The organism is Vibrio sp., assembly GCF_038138445.1.
Lineage (GTDB): Bacteria > Pseudomonadota > Gammaproteobacteria > Enterobacterales > Vibrionaceae > Vibrio.
This window is the reverse complement of sequence record NZ_JAYQDQ010000004.1, coordinates 17789-32761: the sequence shown is the minus strand read 5'-3', so window position 1 is coordinate 32761 and position 14973 is coordinate 17789. Positions and strand designations below refer to the sequence as shown.

Here is a 14973-nt window from a genome sequence, read left to right as displayed (position 1 = left end):
CTTCTTATAAGCACTCACCCTAGAAAAACTAATGTCTAGCTAGGTGTGTACCGACTGGGGCCCAGATAAAGAAAGCGGCACCTTCAATAAAGATCACCGCTTTTCAAAACTAACCCTCAAAAGGCTTATCAGAGGTTTCGCCAGTGCCTTCATACAGCACGACGGACGTTGAATAGTTTAACTTACTGTATGGTGCAGGTTTAACCCAACCATTAGGATCAGCATTGTCACGAACGGTACAATCGTTTTGTGGCCTAGAGCTGTTGCATGAGTATTTGTATAGCACCATCACTTTAGGCCCATCAACCAGCACCTGAATCACAGGATTGGCTTTGTGGCTCTTGTAGTAGTTATTCATGGTGTCGATTTTCTGTTTGGCTAGCTCGCTGTCAATCTCGCCATTGATGCGATACCACTTTTTATCGTATACGTCATCATAGTTTCCCCATTCGGGTTTCCAACGCCGTTTCCATTCTTCGGCCCAATAGCCACTGCCCCAGCCGCTCTCCCAACTGCCTTCAATCGCTGTAGGCACGCCCATACCAACACTCGCACTTTTACAACAACCTTGCACTCCTCCATACGCAAAGTTTCCCACCCCGCCATAGATATCGGTGATCCACATATCACGAATAAACTGTGGCCCTCCCAAAGAGCCAGATTGACTGATTTTAGACACCGAGACGGGTTTCTCACTTAAGCAGCCAGCTAATAACACCAATAAGCCGATTATCGTCAGTCGTTTAATCATCATTAGTAAACATCACTCGTTTTAGTTGGTTGGATTCCGTTGTCACACCATTGACCATCTTTTCATAAGCACTGTCAAAGCCTGGATTAATGAGAGCATCATGAGGCCTGTGTATCCAGTCTCGGCCGTATTGACGTATTTCCGCCATCCAGTGTTCAGGGGTTATGCTACCAAGAGGCTGTGCTAAAAGCTTGTTTTTTAAAGCCTCTAATGCGACGTCGTTTTGTGTGGGGGCCATGTAATCTTGAGGAAGCTCTAATTTGTTCATCAACCATTTTATGCCCATTGCCTCGCCTTGCTGCTTCATACGCTCTAGTGGCAAAGCTGAAAACCCATTACTGATGGGGTGAAACTCGTAGTAATACAAGGTTTGGTTGACCTGTTTAACCGTACCAAAGCGGCCTTTAGATTGACATTCCCTTTCCCAAGCTTGGCACTCTTGGGCAAACAATCTTTCTCCGTGATTAGCGGCAGCTTGCGCATGTTGGTGGTTCGCTCTGCGGATAGTCTCTGAAAACAACTCACTGGCCGATTCTGTTTTTATTAGCTCTCGATTAAAGGTTGCCGATAGTGGCATCCCGTATCGCTCTGGTAAGCCTTGTTTGTCATACTGATGTTTGGAAGGGTAACCACCGCCAACATCGGTATGGCACCCCGCAAACACCTCTTCATAAAAATGGCCGTAAAGTTGGTCTTGGCTTGAACGTAGTGACGTCAGCGGAAAGTTTTTGCGATATTCATGGTGTGCGCTAATTTGAAATACCCGCTCAGCACAGTTCACATCAAGTCCTAACTGAAAGTTACCGTCTTCATTGTCCCCAGCCTGATAAAACGAGCCGACACTCTCAAATAGGCCAACAAAACGCACACTACAGGTACGAGATTCATCTGGGTAATAGCCCCGTCTTGCTTGTACGCTGTCATCATCCACATGCGCCAGTAAATTAGGGAACACCTCGCCACAGGATTCACCTTTACGAGGGTTACTATAATCAGGCAACCCGTCTTTGACGGCATTAACAAAATGACGCGCCAGCGCCGCTCCTCGGCTAAAGCCAAATACATCAAATTCAATATGAGTGATGTTTTTAAACTCATCAATATCGGAAAGTCCATCGATAATATCGAAGTACTGCCGAGTCCAGTTTTGCCATTTGTAAAACGCGCCCGTTTCACTTGATAGCAAATCTAATGTAGCTTTGATTAAAGGATGAGGGAGATGAGGTAGCCGATTAGGTTCTACCCCAAACGCTTGCCCAGCGTCTGTTTCATCTTTGCCTTCATCAATCAGCTCAGGCTCTTGCCAAGCATCATCAACCGTACCCACGCCAGAAACATAAATCTTTTGAGAGTCATCATCCAGCGGATACGCTTCAAACAACCGAGCAATATTGGTGCGCGATTTCACCCCTCGGGTTTCCTTATACAAGTCATTAAGGTTGTTTTGCCCTGTGCCATCAAAAAACACCCCGATACGTAGCGTCTTATCTTGCACCTTCTGTACGTTTAGCACAGGGGTTTGTTTGGGCATTCTCGCATCATCAAACAGGTGCAACACCGAGGGGGATAGCTGAGGTTTGGCGTATTCTCCCCATACGTTACCGTATGGATAGGCGCTGCCCACAGCAAAGCTAGTTTGAGGGCACGGCTGCTCCACTTTATGGGCGTCAGGGTTGAAAAATGCTTGCTCACTGACGTTAATCGTATCCCCAGCCTTTAATGACATGGGGTTATTGGCATAGGTCGGGTTTAAATTGAGTAATGACTTGGGGCTAAGACCGTATTGCGGCGCAATGTCAGACCATTTTTCATGAGTACCGTCGGGTTTGATCAAAACCGTATGGGTGTCTCTTTCCTCTTGCGTCTCTTCTTGTGTGATTTTTTCTCTAGCAAGTAAAGGCTCTGAGCACGCCGATACCAATGCATTGACGTCAATCTTAGTGGTGTTCTCGTCAAGCCACGCCGCATTTATCTCAGCCAACTCGTCATTGGTCAGCTTCTTGCGACGATAAAACAGGTGTTGAGGCGCAGGGTCGGCGTCTTCAATTTTTACTGGCACCAATAATGTCGTGTGGGTGTGCTCGCTGATAAGCTCTTTGGTAATGCCATTGGGTGAAGAGCGCGTAATTTGCCAAGCGCTTCGGCCTTTACCAAGAATGACCATCTCATACACCAACTGCCCATCATAGAAGTAGTAATAGAAACCGTGAGCAGCGCGGCCTAGTCTAGACTCACTTTCTACAACAGGCGTAAAGGGAATAAATTCCGCATTAATATGCTGTGAGTCAATCGGCTTTGACGTAATGGAATACGATTGACTGATCCCCATGCTTTGGATGCGCTCATGAATTAGTGGCTTTTTCTCTTCTTCAAAGCATTTGGCGGTTAAAATAGTATGACGATGCGGCTGTATCTCTTCCGCTTTTTGCCAGCTCTGACTCCGCCCTTCGTTAGAGGTCTTCCCCAAGCTAAAGACCCCCGTTTGCAGCGTACTTAGGCTATCTTTGGGCGCATGAATTTTAATGCGGCATTCAAACCCAGCCACAGGAGCTTTGTTTGTGTCAGCGATACGAGGTTGTGGGGGAAGTTTCACGTCTTCCTGAACAGGGGCATACCCTGCTCGGCGTGTCGGTCTGGGAAAATAGAGCGGCATGGTCAACATCCATAAAAGACAAAGGCTTAGTGTATCAATAGGTCATTATTTGCACACTAAGCAAAGTGACGGATTTTATAGGTATTTGGTCTGAATGAGTAGGTATTTGGGATAAAAGTAAAGTTTGCCCCTTTCCTTGTTTCGAAAGATTTAACACATAAATCCCCAAGGCTTAATTTGTCATATTTTTTTAATCTAACTATGAGACCAAATTCAGTGTGCCATTACAGAGACCTGCTCTTCGGTTTGAGTCTTTTTAAAAGTTAAGTTGACGCCGCCATCACGCTCAAGACACAAGTCTTTGGTCAACTGATTAACAAAAAACCACGTTGTAGAGTAAAACCCTAAATATATCTGCGATTGATCTTCTTCAACGATGCAGTTTTTTGATGTCTTAGCTAATACATAGTGGCTTTTTTCTCCAGCCAATATTTGATTAATATCTTTGTCCCCTTGGTGAAAAGCTATCGTTGGCAATACACACATAAAAATAATAGCAAAGTGCCTTACAAAACGAGAATGTTTCAGCAAAAAAGGGGGCTTATTAAGAAGAAATATTATGCTAACAATTGATACTACAGGCAATGCAAAAGCCAATCGTTTTTCAGGCTCCGATATAACGGTTAGGTATAGAAAGAGGATTACTTGGTACAAGTTAATCAGCATTAAAATCAAGATGCATGCGAGCATGATGTAAAACAAGACCTTAAGTACCTTTGGATCTTCTTGTTCAAGTTTTTGCTTAGGTTGGCTATTCACAGTATCTATGACAATCCAGATAAAGCTACCAATTAATGCAGGAATAACTGGATAAGCAGCTGACTTGATAACATCGACAGGTGACAAAAAATCAAGGATGTTAAAATGCAAAGGTGTCCAATAGCCTAACATGTAGCAAACACCTACCAAGGAAAAATAGAAATAGCTAACTGCCGATAATGTCCAGTTCATTGATTCCTCTTTATCTTGAGCCCTAACGCCTTGCTCACCGGAAAGTTAGGAGCGTAGCGAGTAATTTTTCCGAGTACAGCAACTTGTTATATGATAATGCTCGGTATGATTTTTGCTGGTAATGGATTGACTCCTAAAGTTGCAAGCTTATTTGAAACCAACAGTGATCGCAGGTTAGAAATCAAGTCGAGCACATTGTTATCCCAATTCTGTTTAATTAAATTCAAGACAGGTAGTAACGATGAATCATAATTTGCTCTTTGCTGAGGGCCAAGGGTCATAAACATTTGAATTGTACCAATAGCACCATGAAAGTCTTGCACAATTGAATGATCGCTCTCAATCATAACCACATACTTCCAACCATAGTCAGTCATAACCCAGCGCCCTGTTATTTGAGGGGGTTCCGGCTCTATTTTGCCAGAAATGACACTTGGCCTTTTGAAGATCCTTTGTTTCACTCCAAACCCAAAAGAATAATATTCACCTTTTTTTCTATTCCAGAATGAATCTAAAAGCAACTCACCTCCATGATTGCCTTCGACCTCACCCAAGATACCGTAATTTTCATCATCTTGTTTTAGCAATATACACAGGTCAGCATATGCTACTTTACTAGCCACATCTTGGTGCTGAAGTTTTCCGTAACCAAGAAGATACGGATTGTAGGCTTGTGCGAAGCGCAAACCGCTATTAAAGTCTTTGCAGCTAATATGAACCCCATATTCCTGCGTCTTAGACACAAAATCGAAATTGTGGAGCTCAGACAATTTAGAAACAATATCGTTGAATATCGGTTTGCCTTCATCACTTGTAAGGTAGTGGCATAATAACGCTTGAAGACCAAAGTTCTGCAACGAGTTCTTGATTTCATTAAAAAAAGCAAAGCCAGCTTTTGCTGCTAAATTTCCTAGAGTTGGCTCAACATTTTCCATGTATGGTCTATTGAAGCCATGAGGCATGGTCTTTTGCTCATATAGTGTTTCAAGTATGGAGCAATAGTGCATAGCCCAGTAAGCGTTTAAATTAAGATGCAGTCCCGGCTTAATGATTTCTACTAAATTTTCATTCATCCATGACACTCATTTCGATAAGTCACATAACAGTGTATTAAACAGCATTCTGTTTATCACGCAGAGTACTTGCCTCACTTTTCCTCTTACTATACTCCCGAAATCGCTTTTTAATCAACCAGTTGAATAGCATCAAGTGCGCAATTTTGAGTACTTTCTTCTGGCAAAAGCGAGCATTGCGCTTAACGCTGCGCTCGATTATCTCATGCCTACCGAAATTTACTCTTAGATTCATAGAGATAGAAAATTTGACCTGGGATAACCGTGCATTATTTTGCACGGTTATCCCAAATCTCGTTCGCATTTTAACCAAAATCCACTTATAACTGTATATAAATACAGTCATGTAAGGTCGTGATGTCACGCTCACGAATTTTTGAAGCTATCTACAAGCGAAAAAGAAGAGATGCCAGTGGATTTACAAGCCCAATGGATTGTTCATAGCTAGCGCAATTAAGTTAGTGTGACATTTATCGCTAAATGTTCGTGTCATATTTGCACTTTCTAAGCGACTTTCGATACAAAAAGTTATCCGTATATTTCTAATTTAAGTGATTACTCTGAGAAGATTCTGTCCAAAAGTAAGTTTCAAACTTTCTTTGGATGGAAGCAATAATTGAGTTTAAGTTTCGATCTTTGTTGTCCAACGACACCAGTGTTAACTCCAGTTCAAACTGTCCGTTTTCATACTAGAAAATGATCACAATTTATTGTCTTTTATTCTGTATTTCGTGAGTAACGAAGCGGAAAATGATCAAACTTTACAGTTCTAATGGTCGAATATAGTTTTTAATGACATATTTTTTAACAATCCATATTGTCTGCTGACAGTTTGAGTGAGAGGAATAATGCATCATTATAAATGGCAGAGCTCATATCGACACGCTGCCATTTCTAACTCTAAAATAACCAAAAAACTACCTTTCATCAATATACAAGCGAGTATTGAATTAACTCTCTTTCCCCGATAATGTGTTCATGAATTTCTTATTAATCTATTGATAGTTATATCTATATTTAGATTGTGTCAGTTAATTATTTAGCTTGGGAATAAGTATGAAAATAAATATTGTGGGGGCAGGTCGTGTTGGTCAAACACTTGGAAAACTTCTTGTCGATACTAGAGTTGTGCATGTTGGTTCGATTTATAACAGAACCAGATTAAACGCTGAAAAATCGGCTGCATTTATTGGCGAAGGAACTCCTATTACCGACTTGACTGATATGGAGCAAGCTGACTTGTATATGGTAACAACAGCAGATGGGGCTCTTGGAGAAGTGTGTGACCGCATGTTAAATGTCCACAACTTTAAGCAAGGTAGCGTGATTTTTCATTGCAGTGGTGTTACTCCTTCAAGCCTTTTTAAACGAGCACAGGAACATGGGTGCTATATCGCTAGCGTGCATCCGGTCAAGAGCTTTGCTGACCCTTCTATTGCAGTGTTAGATTTTAAGGGGACTTTTTGCGCAGTCGAAGGGGATGAAAAAGCACTTGGCATACTTGAGGAATGTTTTCAAAGAATTGGGGGGCAGATAATTAGAATCAACACAGAAAAAAAAGCCCTTTATCACGGCGCGACTGTGATGGCGTGCAATAACCTTGTTGCCCTGATAGAAGCAGCAACCTCAATGTATGTTGATTCTGGTCTTGATAGGCAGAGCGCGCTCAAATTGATGGAGCCAATTATTCGTGGCACCATTACTAATATATTCGCTTTGGGGTCTGTATCCGCTTTGACAGGACCAATAGCGAGAGGAGACTCCGAGACCGTAAAGAAACATTTAGATGCTTTAAAATATGATGATGGGATGCTTTCGGATGTTTACTGCTCTCTTGGGAAATGGGCATTAAGTCTTTCGAAAGAGCAAGGTAGTGCAACAACAGAGTCCCTTGAAAATATTCAAATTTATTTAAACCAAAACAATAGATTCAATAAAAAAATAAACTTTCAATTATGATTAAGAACAATAAAAATATAAAGGCTTGTCTGGCTGGTAACGTCATAGAGTGGTATGAATTTTCACTTTTCATTTATCTCTCAACTTCTGTCGCTCAGAGCATCGGTTATGCAGGGAGTAACCAAAACAGTTGGTTAAATTTACTTTTAGTATATTCGGTAGGTTTTTTATTTCGGCCAATAGGTGCGATGATTATTGGTTACATAGGAGATATGTATGGGAGAAAAAAGGCTCTTCTTTATTCGGTTTTAATGATGTCGCTCGGGACGACGTTATTGGCATTAATCCCTAGCTCAGAAGTTATTGGAGGATTTGCATTTTTCTTATTTTTCGCATGTAGGGTAATGCAAGGTCTCTCTGGGGGTGGAGAATTTACTACTTCATTGGTATACCTTGGTGAAGAAGCAAATGAAGATACTAGGAAAATTATAAGCAGTCTTTCTTACTCCAGTGCGCAGCTCGGTTTACTACTGGGTGCAATAGTAGGTTCACTGATAGCCTATGCTATATCTGTTGATGCCCTACCTCTCTGGGTATGGCGTGTAGGTTTCTTCCTATGTCTACCAGCCAGCATTCTTTGTTATGTTCTTCGAAAGTCTGTAATAGAAGACCTTGCTGTATCAGAACAGGAAAGAGTTAGCCTCATAGATCATTACAAATCAGTATTCTGTGGCTACAAGAGAGGATTGCTCTCTATATTCGGCATCAATGCGTTTGCACAAACTATATTTTATGCGTTTTCATTTTGCGTCATTAACTGGTCTTTGAATCAATCAGAATCTTTTAAAGATGCGATTAGCTTAGTCGGGCTAAACTCATTACTACTGTTGGCAATCATTATTTTTATTCCTATTGCTTCGATTATCTATACAAGAAAAATGTCCACCAAGACATTAGGATTTTTCTTTGTAGCAATAGTTCCTGTATTAGCAACCTTGATAAGCTTCAGAATGGGAAGTGGTGAAGACGCTAGTTTGTTGCTCGCTCTTCTTGGGGCATGCATCATTGCTTTTATTCTAGCTCCATTGCCAAGCTTATATCACAGCCTATTTCCATACGAAGTGAGAAATTCGGCCGTAGCGTTACCATTCAATACATCAGCAGCAATATTTGGTGGTTTATCTCCAGTGATCATTATGCACTATATGTCTACAGGAAATTTACTTCCAATAAAACTATATCTGTCTGGCTTATGTGTTGTGGCTATCATATCACTCTACTTAGGTTTAACTGAAAATAACTTATACAATAAAACCTCTCAACCTAAAGATATGAAATAAGTTTGATAGGTGTTACCATTCTGGCATTCATATTTATTTTTGGATGCTAGAATGGCTGGAAATATAAACTTTACTAGTTTGCCAACGGTATTATGGCAAAGGGAAATATCTCAAAAATGTATTGACTATGTTTTCAGGAGGTATGGTTGCCTTGACCACTTTGCGGTCAACTTTATTCTGCCAAATAAAGAAGTGATCAACTTGTGCCCAAATGTTGGATATATCAAAAGCTATACTGACTTGGGTATGGGGAAGTACGAAAATGCTTTAGCGCCATGGAAATTAGAAGGTTTACCTGTGGTACCTTGGCGGCTTATCTCACCCGATCAAAATGAACTAAGTTATAATAAGATAGTATCCTTTAAAGAGAGAATTCACAGTTTGCATTCTGGCATGTCCTTTATCCACCCTGTCGGAGATTGTTATCTTAATGTCGCTGTCGCATCAAAATGTTCAAATAAAAAAAACATGTTAACATTCTTCAATAATGCTGAAGAGATACTAAATATTGGAGCCTTTATTCTTAGCCTTTTCGAACAGAGGATCGGCGAGTTTTACGACTATAAAATACCTTGTATTGATGAAATCATTCTTAATGATGGACACTTTAAAATAATAGATGACTTTTCAAAAGGCTGGAGTGATACAGGGGTTATTTCTTTACCTCCTTCAAAATTCTTTTCTTGAGTTCATCACTATGCATTGTTGAAATTGACATTATATAGTCTTTTGAACGCTCTATATCATCAGTTTCAGTTAGAATCTGAGAAATAATATTCTTACATTTTTCATATAACTGATGATAGTCAATATCCTCATCAAACTTCCCAATTGCCTTTGAGACAGAAGCGAGGGCAAATGGGAACAAAGCTGGCTCTATAACTCTGTTTTTAAGAGACCTTGAAGTGGTGTATTGTCTTTTCTCCGTATCATCTATCGTCTCACCAGTGAGAAGCCAATTGATAGGTACGCTTAAAATCTCCGAATATCTTTTTGCGGCCTTCTCTGTTAAAGCAAGCTTTCCACTCTCGTGTTTTATATAAGTCGTATAAGCTAGTCCATACTTTTCTGCAAAGAACTTAGCTGTAGGGTATCCTTTTCCTATCCTAGCCGTTCGCAGCCTTATGTCTGGGGATTGTGGCATCTTATTTTCCAAATTTTCCTATGCAAGTTTCTCTATTAGATGACGTTTACAGTACCCTAAAAATCATATCTATATTTTTATGATTAACTAACAGGGCAATCGCATCTAAAATGTTAATAGTTGCAAAATAGCATTCAACCACAGTTATGTATACAAGACTTGTCGTATTAAGTAGATATAAATTGAAAATATTGTCATTTATTGTTGTTTGTATCTGACTTTTATGCAAATATTATCACTTGAGATGTGTTCCAATAGTCTCGACATAGGTTAAATAGTCAATTGAGTTTACGGCTTGTTATTATTAAGACGTATTTACTGCAAAGCAGATATCGCCTCACTTCGTGAGGCTTTTTTATTCAAGAGAAAATGACGATAGCTGGCAATAGGTGCTAACTATTGAGGCCAAACCAAAGACTAGCTGAATGAGCTTAACATTTAGGACTACCAGACGTAGAACTTAAAACAGAGCATAACGAAAATAGCGGTAATTATTCCTAACCAGCCTAATGATCGTGTGACTACTTCAGGCGATTGACCATTAAAATGGGGGAGTAAAATAGCGCCTAAAGAAACAAGTGGCATAAAGCCATAGAGCTGACCATCATACTTGGTCGTCATTGCTGGAAAAGGAGGAATAACCTTGTAAACAAATAGGTAGACAAGGTAAACCAACATGGCGATAGATGCTTGTTTTTTGCTGGTATCACTTCCAGAGCAAAATAGAAAATAGACAGCTAAAGCTAAGAAAAATAATAGGTCAATCATACGATTATTGAGCTCAGAGGCTTTGATATCTAAAAGAAGATTATTTCAGTCTGTTCGGTTAGCGGCATGTATTTGTCCCAACCATTTGATGCGTTGCAAGTAGCGAACCTCGATGCTTGAAACGACGATTCTGGGAGGTCATGCGTTGCTCCAACAATTTTCTATTCAAACTCACTTTTTGTCCATCAATATACCAAACGACCAGTTGTTGCAAAGTTTGCACTAATTGGTTTCTGTCCAGAAATCAGCCATACCCAAAATAAGCAGCCAAATAAACCCCAAAAAGTTTCGATCTTAGGTTTCCTCTGACAGGTGATAAAGAGTACTCTGAATAAAATCATAGCCATAAAAAATCGCCTCTAATAGTAGAGGCGATGTTTAATAAAGCTAGCTAAAAGAGCTGTGTTTACTGGCCTTTAACTTCTTTAAGACCCTTGTAAGGAGCGCGTTCGCCTAGTGCTTCTTCGATACGGATTAGCTGGTTGTATTTAGCAACGCGATCAGAGCGGCTCATTGAACCAGTTTTGATTTGACCTGCTGCTGTACCAACTGCTAGATCAGCAATGGTTGCATCTTCAGTTTCACCACTACGGTGAGAGATCACAGCTGTGTAGCCTGCATCTTTAGCCATCTTGATAGCAGCTAGTGTTTCAGTCAGAGAACCAATTTGGTTAAACTTGATCAAGATTGAGTTAGCAATGCCTTTCTCGATACCTTCCGCAAGGATCTTAGTATTGGTTACAAACAGATCATCACCAACAAGTTGGATCTTGTTGCCAAGTAGCTCTGTCTGGTGCTTAAAGCCATCCCAGTCAGACTCATCTAGGCCGTCTTCGATAGAAACAATTGGGTACTCTTCAACTAGACCAGCTAGGTAATGGTTAAACTCTTCAGAAGAGAAGATTTTACCTTCACCTTTCATGTTGTAGTTACCCGCTTCTTTGTCGTAGAACTCAGATGCAGCACAGTCCATCGCTAGCGTAACGTCTTTACCAAGCTCGTAACCCGCTAGTTCAACCGCTTCTTTGATTGCTGCAAGTGCAGCAGCGTTTGATTCTAGGTTAGGCGCAAAACCACCTTCATCACCAACTGCTGTGCTCATGCCTTTCGCTTTCAGTACTTTAGCTAGGTTGTGGAAAACTTCTGCACCGATACGTAGACCTTCTTTCAGAGTTTTAGCGCCAACAGGCTGAATCATAAACTCTTGAATATCAACGTTGTTATCTGCATGCTCACCACCATTGATGATGTTCATCATAGGCAAAGGCATAGAGAATTGACCCGGAGTACCGTTAAGCTCAGCAATATGCTCGAATAAAGGCATACCTTTGGCAGCTGCCGCAGCTTTAGCATTCGCTAGAGAAACCGCTAGGATAGCGTTAGCACCGAAGTTAGATTTGTTTTCTGTGCCATCTAAATCAATCATAACCGCATCAACAGCAGCTTGATCTTTCGCATCTTTGCCAACTAGAGCGTCTGCAATCGCACCATTTACTGCTTCGATTGCTTTTAGAACACCTTTACCTAAGAAACGGGCTTTATCACCATCACGAAGCTCAAGAGCTTCACGTGAACCTGTAGAAGCGCCAGATGGTGCTGCAGCCATACCAACAAAGCCACCTTCTAGGTGCACTTCAGCTTCAACGGTTGGGTTACCACGTGAGTCGATAATTTCACGACCTAGAACTTTAACGATCTTAGACATTGATGATTCCTCTCGTTCAAATATAAATGTCAAACTTAAAAGGCAGCAGCACAACTTTGGCTACTGCCTATATCCTTTTTTTCTACTTCTCAAACTCACCGCGAGAAAATTGACCTGCGGCTTTTACAAAACCAGCAAATAGCGGGTGTCCATCTCGTGGTGTCGAGGTAAACTCTGGATGGAATTGAGCCGCTACAAACCAAGGGTGAGCTGGATTCTCAATCATCTCTACCAATTTTTTATCCGCAGATAAACCTGACACTTTCAAGCCAGCTTTTTCAATTTTAGGTCGAAGTACATTATTGACTTCATAGCGGTGACGGTGACGCTCATGGATAGTAGCACTGCCGTATAACTCTCTCGCTTTAGTGCCTTTCTCTAGGTGACACAACTGAGAACCAAGACGCATGGTACCACCAAGATCTGAGGTTTCTGTACGCTCTTCAACTTTACCTTCGCCATCAACCCATTCTGTGATCAATCCAACCACGGGGTACTTAGTCTCTTTATTAAATTCTGTTGAATGTGCACCTTCAAGACCTGCGACATTGCGCGCGTATTCGATCAGTGCAACCTGCATCCCAAGACAAATGCCTAAATAGGGAACATTATTTTCACGCGCATATTGGGCAGAGCGAATTTTACCTTCAATACCACGATCACCAAATCCACCAGGAACTAAAATCGCATCAAGGCCAGCCAAGGCTTCATCACCTTTACTCTCAACATCTTGAGAGTCTACATATTTGATGGTGACATTGAGTCGATTTTTAAGACCCGCATGTTTGAGCGCTTCGTTGACGGATTTGTATGCGTCAGGTAGCTCGATGTACTTACCGACCATGCCTATGGTGACATCACCTGTAGGGTTAGCTTCTTCGTATATGACTTGCTCCCATTCAGACAAGTCAGCTTCAGGGGCCGTAATACCAAAACGAGCGCAAACAAGGTCATCAAGACCTTGAGATTTAATCAACTGTGGGATTTTGTAGATAGAGTCAACGTCTTTCATTGAAATGACGGCTTTCTCTGGAACATTACAGAATAATGCAATCTTCTTGCGTTCATTGGCAGGGATCATGCGATCGCTGCGACAAACCAAAATATCAGGCTGAATACCAATCGAAAGCAGCTCTTTTACAGAGTGCTGAGTGGGTTTTGTTTTCACTTCACCAGCGGCGGCTAGATACGGAACCAAAGTCAGGTGCATGAACATAGCACGCTCGCGTCCTAATTCCACAGCTAACTGGCGAATCGCTTCCATAAATGGCAAAGATTCAATATCACCGACTGTACCACCGACTTCAACAATAGCGACATCATGACCTTCAGAGCCTGCAATCACACGATCTTTGATCGCATTAGTGATGTGAGGAATAACCTGAATCGTCGCACCTAGATAATCACCACGACGCTCTTTACGCAGAACATCGGCATAAACACGACCAGCAGTAAAGTTGTTGCGTTTACTCATCTTAGTGCGAATAAAACGCTCATAGTGACCAAGATCTAGATCAGTTTCAGCACCATCTTCCGTTACAAAAACTTCACCGTGCTGAGTTGGGCTCATGGTACCCGGATCGACGTTAATGTACGGATCCAGCTTCATCATAGTCACTTTAAGACCACGAGCTTCAAGAATAGCGGCAAGTGATGCTGCTGCAATACCTTTACCTAGAGAGGATACGACCCCGCCAGTAACAAAAATGTAATTTGTCGTCATGTTTAACCTGAAATTGGTTGAATGAGGGAAATGGGTTTTCTTCTGGACGGGAGATAAATATACCAGAAGACCCTTATCGCCACAACGTGAAATCTATCACACTGTCATTTTTTATTTCTTGCTTCAAATCAAATTAGAATAGCGCATTTTTGGCTATGTCGAACTATGACTCTTGCTGTTTGACTTGATTCCAAAACTCGTCAAGCTGCTCTAAATCGTAGTCTTTCAATTGTTTACCTTGTGTCGCAACAATAGATTCTATCCCTTTAAAGCGGCGCATAAATTTATGATTAGCTTTACTCAATGCCGATTCAGGATCTTTTCCTAGATGACGACTTAAATTCACTGTGGCAAACAATAAATCTCCCAGCTCTAGTTCAAGTTTTTCTTCATTTGGCGATACCTGAAGCGCTTCATCCATCACCTCATCAATTTCTTCTCGAACTTTGTCGACCACTGGCCCTAAAGAATCCCAGTCAAATCCATAACGGGCACACTTTTTTTGAATTTTATTTGCTCGCGATAATGCAGGTAATGAATTAGGGACAGTGTCTAAAATGCTTTGTTCAGAACTGCCTTTTTGAGCCTTCTCTTTCGCTTTTTCTGCTTCCCAGTTATCTGCTATTTCTTCTTCACTTGAAAACTCTACATCCGAAAATACATGTGGATGGCGACGAGTCAGCTTCTGGTTAACATCAGTAACGACATCGGAAAATTCAAACAACCCCTGCTCTTTCGCTAGCTGGCTATAAAAAATCACTTGAAACAAAAGATCGCCCAACTCTTCTTGTAAATTGGCCCAGTCTCGCTTGTGAATGGCATCTACTACTTCATAAGTTTCTTCAATCGTATGTGGAACAATAGTGTCAAATGTTTGTTGTAAGTCCCACGGACATCCTTGCTCAGGGTCACGTAACTTGATCATTATTTGTTCTAATTCTTCTATTGGGTGACTCATCATTCTTT

The 14973-nt window shown here is 41.2% G+C and carries 12 protein-coding genes; 3 read left to right on the top strand and 9 right to left on the bottom strand.

Features of this window, described 5'->3' with window-relative positions; translation table 11 throughout:
* Positions 1-109: 109 nt before the first annotated feature.
* The 4 genes from AAFM34_RS02450 to AAFM34_RS02435 form a co-directional block, all read right to left on the bottom strand.
* On the bottom strand, positions 110-754 hold the full coding sequence (locus AAFM34_RS02450; protein WP_341659615.1) for a hypothetical protein: 645 nt from the start codon (positions 752-754) through the stop codon (positions 110-112).
* The gene (locus AAFM34_RS02445; RefSeq protein ID WP_341659613.1) at positions 744-3404 is read right to left on the bottom strand and encodes a DUF2235 domain-containing protein; all 2661 of its coding nucleotides are present in this window, start codon (positions 3402-3404) and stop codon (positions 744-746) included. The genes AAFM34_RS02450 and AAFM34_RS02445 overlap by 11 nt, the downstream gene beginning before the upstream one ends.
* A gap of 213 nt (positions 3405-3617) precedes the next feature.
* The gene (locus AAFM34_RS02440; protein ID WP_341659611.1) at positions 3618-4355 is read right to left on the bottom strand and encodes a hypothetical protein; all 738 of its coding nucleotides are present in this window, start codon (positions 4353-4355) and stop codon (positions 3618-3620) included.
* A gap of 86 nt (positions 4356-4441) precedes the next feature.
* Positions 4442-5428, bottom strand: a complete 987-nt coding sequence (locus tag AAFM34_RS02435; protein WP_341659610.1) for a hypothetical protein — start codon at positions 5426-5428, stop codon at positions 4442-4444.
* Between the two features lie 1056 nt (positions 5429-6484).
* On the opposite strand from AAFM34_RS02435, the gene AAFM34_RS02430 reads away from it, so the two are divergent.
* Genes AAFM34_RS02430 through AAFM34_RS02420 form a run of 3 tightly spaced genes read left to right on the top strand, consistent with a single transcriptional unit; the run spans position 6485 to position 9354 of the window.
* Entirely contained in the window at positions 6485-7387 is a 903-nt protein-coding gene (locus tag AAFM34_RS02430; RefSeq protein WP_341659607.1) for a Rossmann-like and DUF2520 domain-containing protein, read from the top strand.
* On the top strand, positions 7384-8667 hold the full coding sequence (locus AAFM34_RS02425) for an MFS transporter (protein ID WP_341659605.1): 1284 nt from the start codon (positions 7384-7386) through the stop codon (positions 8665-8667). The genes AAFM34_RS02430 and AAFM34_RS02425 overlap by 4 nt, the downstream gene beginning before the upstream one ends.
* Positions 8668-8718: 51 nt before the next feature.
* A complete protein-coding gene (locus AAFM34_RS02420; protein WP_341659603.1) occupies positions 8719-9354 on the top strand; it encodes a hypothetical protein in 636 nt (211 codons plus the stop codon).
* Here AAFM34_RS02420 and AAFM34_RS02415 read toward each other — a convergent pair.
* The 5 genes from AAFM34_RS02415 to mazG all read right to left on the bottom strand — a co-directional run bounded on the left by AAFM34_RS02415 (position 9320) and on the right by mazG (position 14965).
* Entirely contained in the window at positions 9320-9811 is a 492-nt protein-coding gene (locus AAFM34_RS02415; protein ID WP_341659601.1) for a helix-turn-helix transcriptional regulator, read from the bottom strand. The two genes, AAFM34_RS02420 and AAFM34_RS02415, sit on opposite strands and share 35 nt — an antisense overlap.
* A gap of 444 nt (positions 9812-10255) precedes the next feature.
* Positions 10256-10579 carry a hypothetical protein gene (locus AAFM34_RS02410; protein WP_341659599.1) on the bottom strand — a complete coding sequence of 108 codons (324 nt, stop codon included), beginning with the start codon at positions 10577-10579 and terminating at the stop codon, positions 10256-10258.
* A 406-nt stretch (positions 10580-10985) separates the two neighbouring features.
* A complete protein-coding gene (eno, locus tag AAFM34_RS02405) occupies positions 10986-12284 on the bottom strand; it encodes a phosphopyruvate hydratase (RefSeq protein WP_341659597.1) in 1299 nt (432 codons plus the stop codon).
* Between the two features lie 82 nt (positions 12285-12366).
* Positions 12367-14007 (bottom strand): CTP synthase, encoded by a 1641-nt coding sequence (locus AAFM34_RS02400; protein ID WP_152429571.1) that lies wholly within the window; start codon positions 14005-14007, stop codon positions 12367-12369.
* 163 nt (positions 14008-14170) lie between these two features.
* The gene (mazG, locus tag AAFM34_RS02395) at positions 14171-14965 is read right to left on the bottom strand and encodes a nucleoside triphosphate pyrophosphohydrolase (protein ID WP_341659774.1); all 795 of its coding nucleotides are present in this window, start codon (positions 14963-14965) and stop codon (positions 14171-14173) included.
* Between the last annotated feature and the right edge of the window lie 8 nt (positions 14966-14973).

Excerpts from the sequence above, each read along its gene's own strand:
- AAFM34_RS02450 (WP_341659615.1), bottom strand. The coding sequence starts at position 754 with ATGATGATTAAACGACTGACGATAATCGGCTTATTGGTGTTATTAGCT.
- AAFM34_RS02445 (WP_341659613.1), bottom strand. The coding sequence starts at position 3,404 with ATGCCGCTCTATTTTCCCAGACCGACACGCCGAGCAGGGTATGCCCCT.
- AAFM34_RS02440 (WP_341659611.1), bottom strand. The coding sequence starts at position 4,355 with ATGAACTGGACATTATCGGCAGTTAGCTATTTCTATTTTTCCTTGGTA.
- AAFM34_RS02435 (WP_341659610.1), bottom strand. The coding sequence starts at position 5,428 with ATGAATGAAAATTTAGTAGAAATCATTAAGCCGGGACTGCATCTTAAT.
- AAFM34_RS02430 (WP_341659607.1), top strand. The coding sequence starts at position 6,485 with ATGAAAATAAATATTGTGGGGGCAGGTCGTGTTGGTCAAACACTTGGA.
- AAFM34_RS02425 (WP_341659605.1), top strand. The coding sequence starts at position 7,384 with ATGATTAAGAACAATAAAAATATAAAGGCTTGTCTGGCTGGTAACGTC.
- AAFM34_RS02420 (WP_341659603.1), top strand. The coding sequence starts at position 8,719 with ATGGCTGGAAATATAAACTTTACTAGTTTGCCAACGGTATTATGGCAA.
- AAFM34_RS02415 (WP_341659601.1), bottom strand. The coding sequence starts at position 9,811 with ATGCCACAATCCCCAGACATAAGGCTGCGAACGGCTAGGATAGGAAAA.
- AAFM34_RS02410 (WP_341659599.1), bottom strand. The coding sequence starts at position 10,579 with ATGATTGACCTATTATTTTTCTTAGCTTTAGCTGTCTATTTTCTATTT.
- eno (WP_341659597.1), bottom strand. The coding sequence starts at position 12,284 with ATGTCTAAGATCGTTAAAGTTCTAGGTCGTGAAATTATCGACTCACGT.
- AAFM34_RS02400 (WP_152429571.1), bottom strand. The coding sequence starts at position 14,007 with ATGACGACAAATTACATTTTTGTTACTGGCGGGGTCGTATCCTCTCTA.
- mazG (WP_341659774.1), bottom strand. The coding sequence starts at position 14,965 with ATGAGTCACCCAATAGAAGAATTAGAACAAATAATGATCAAGTTACGT.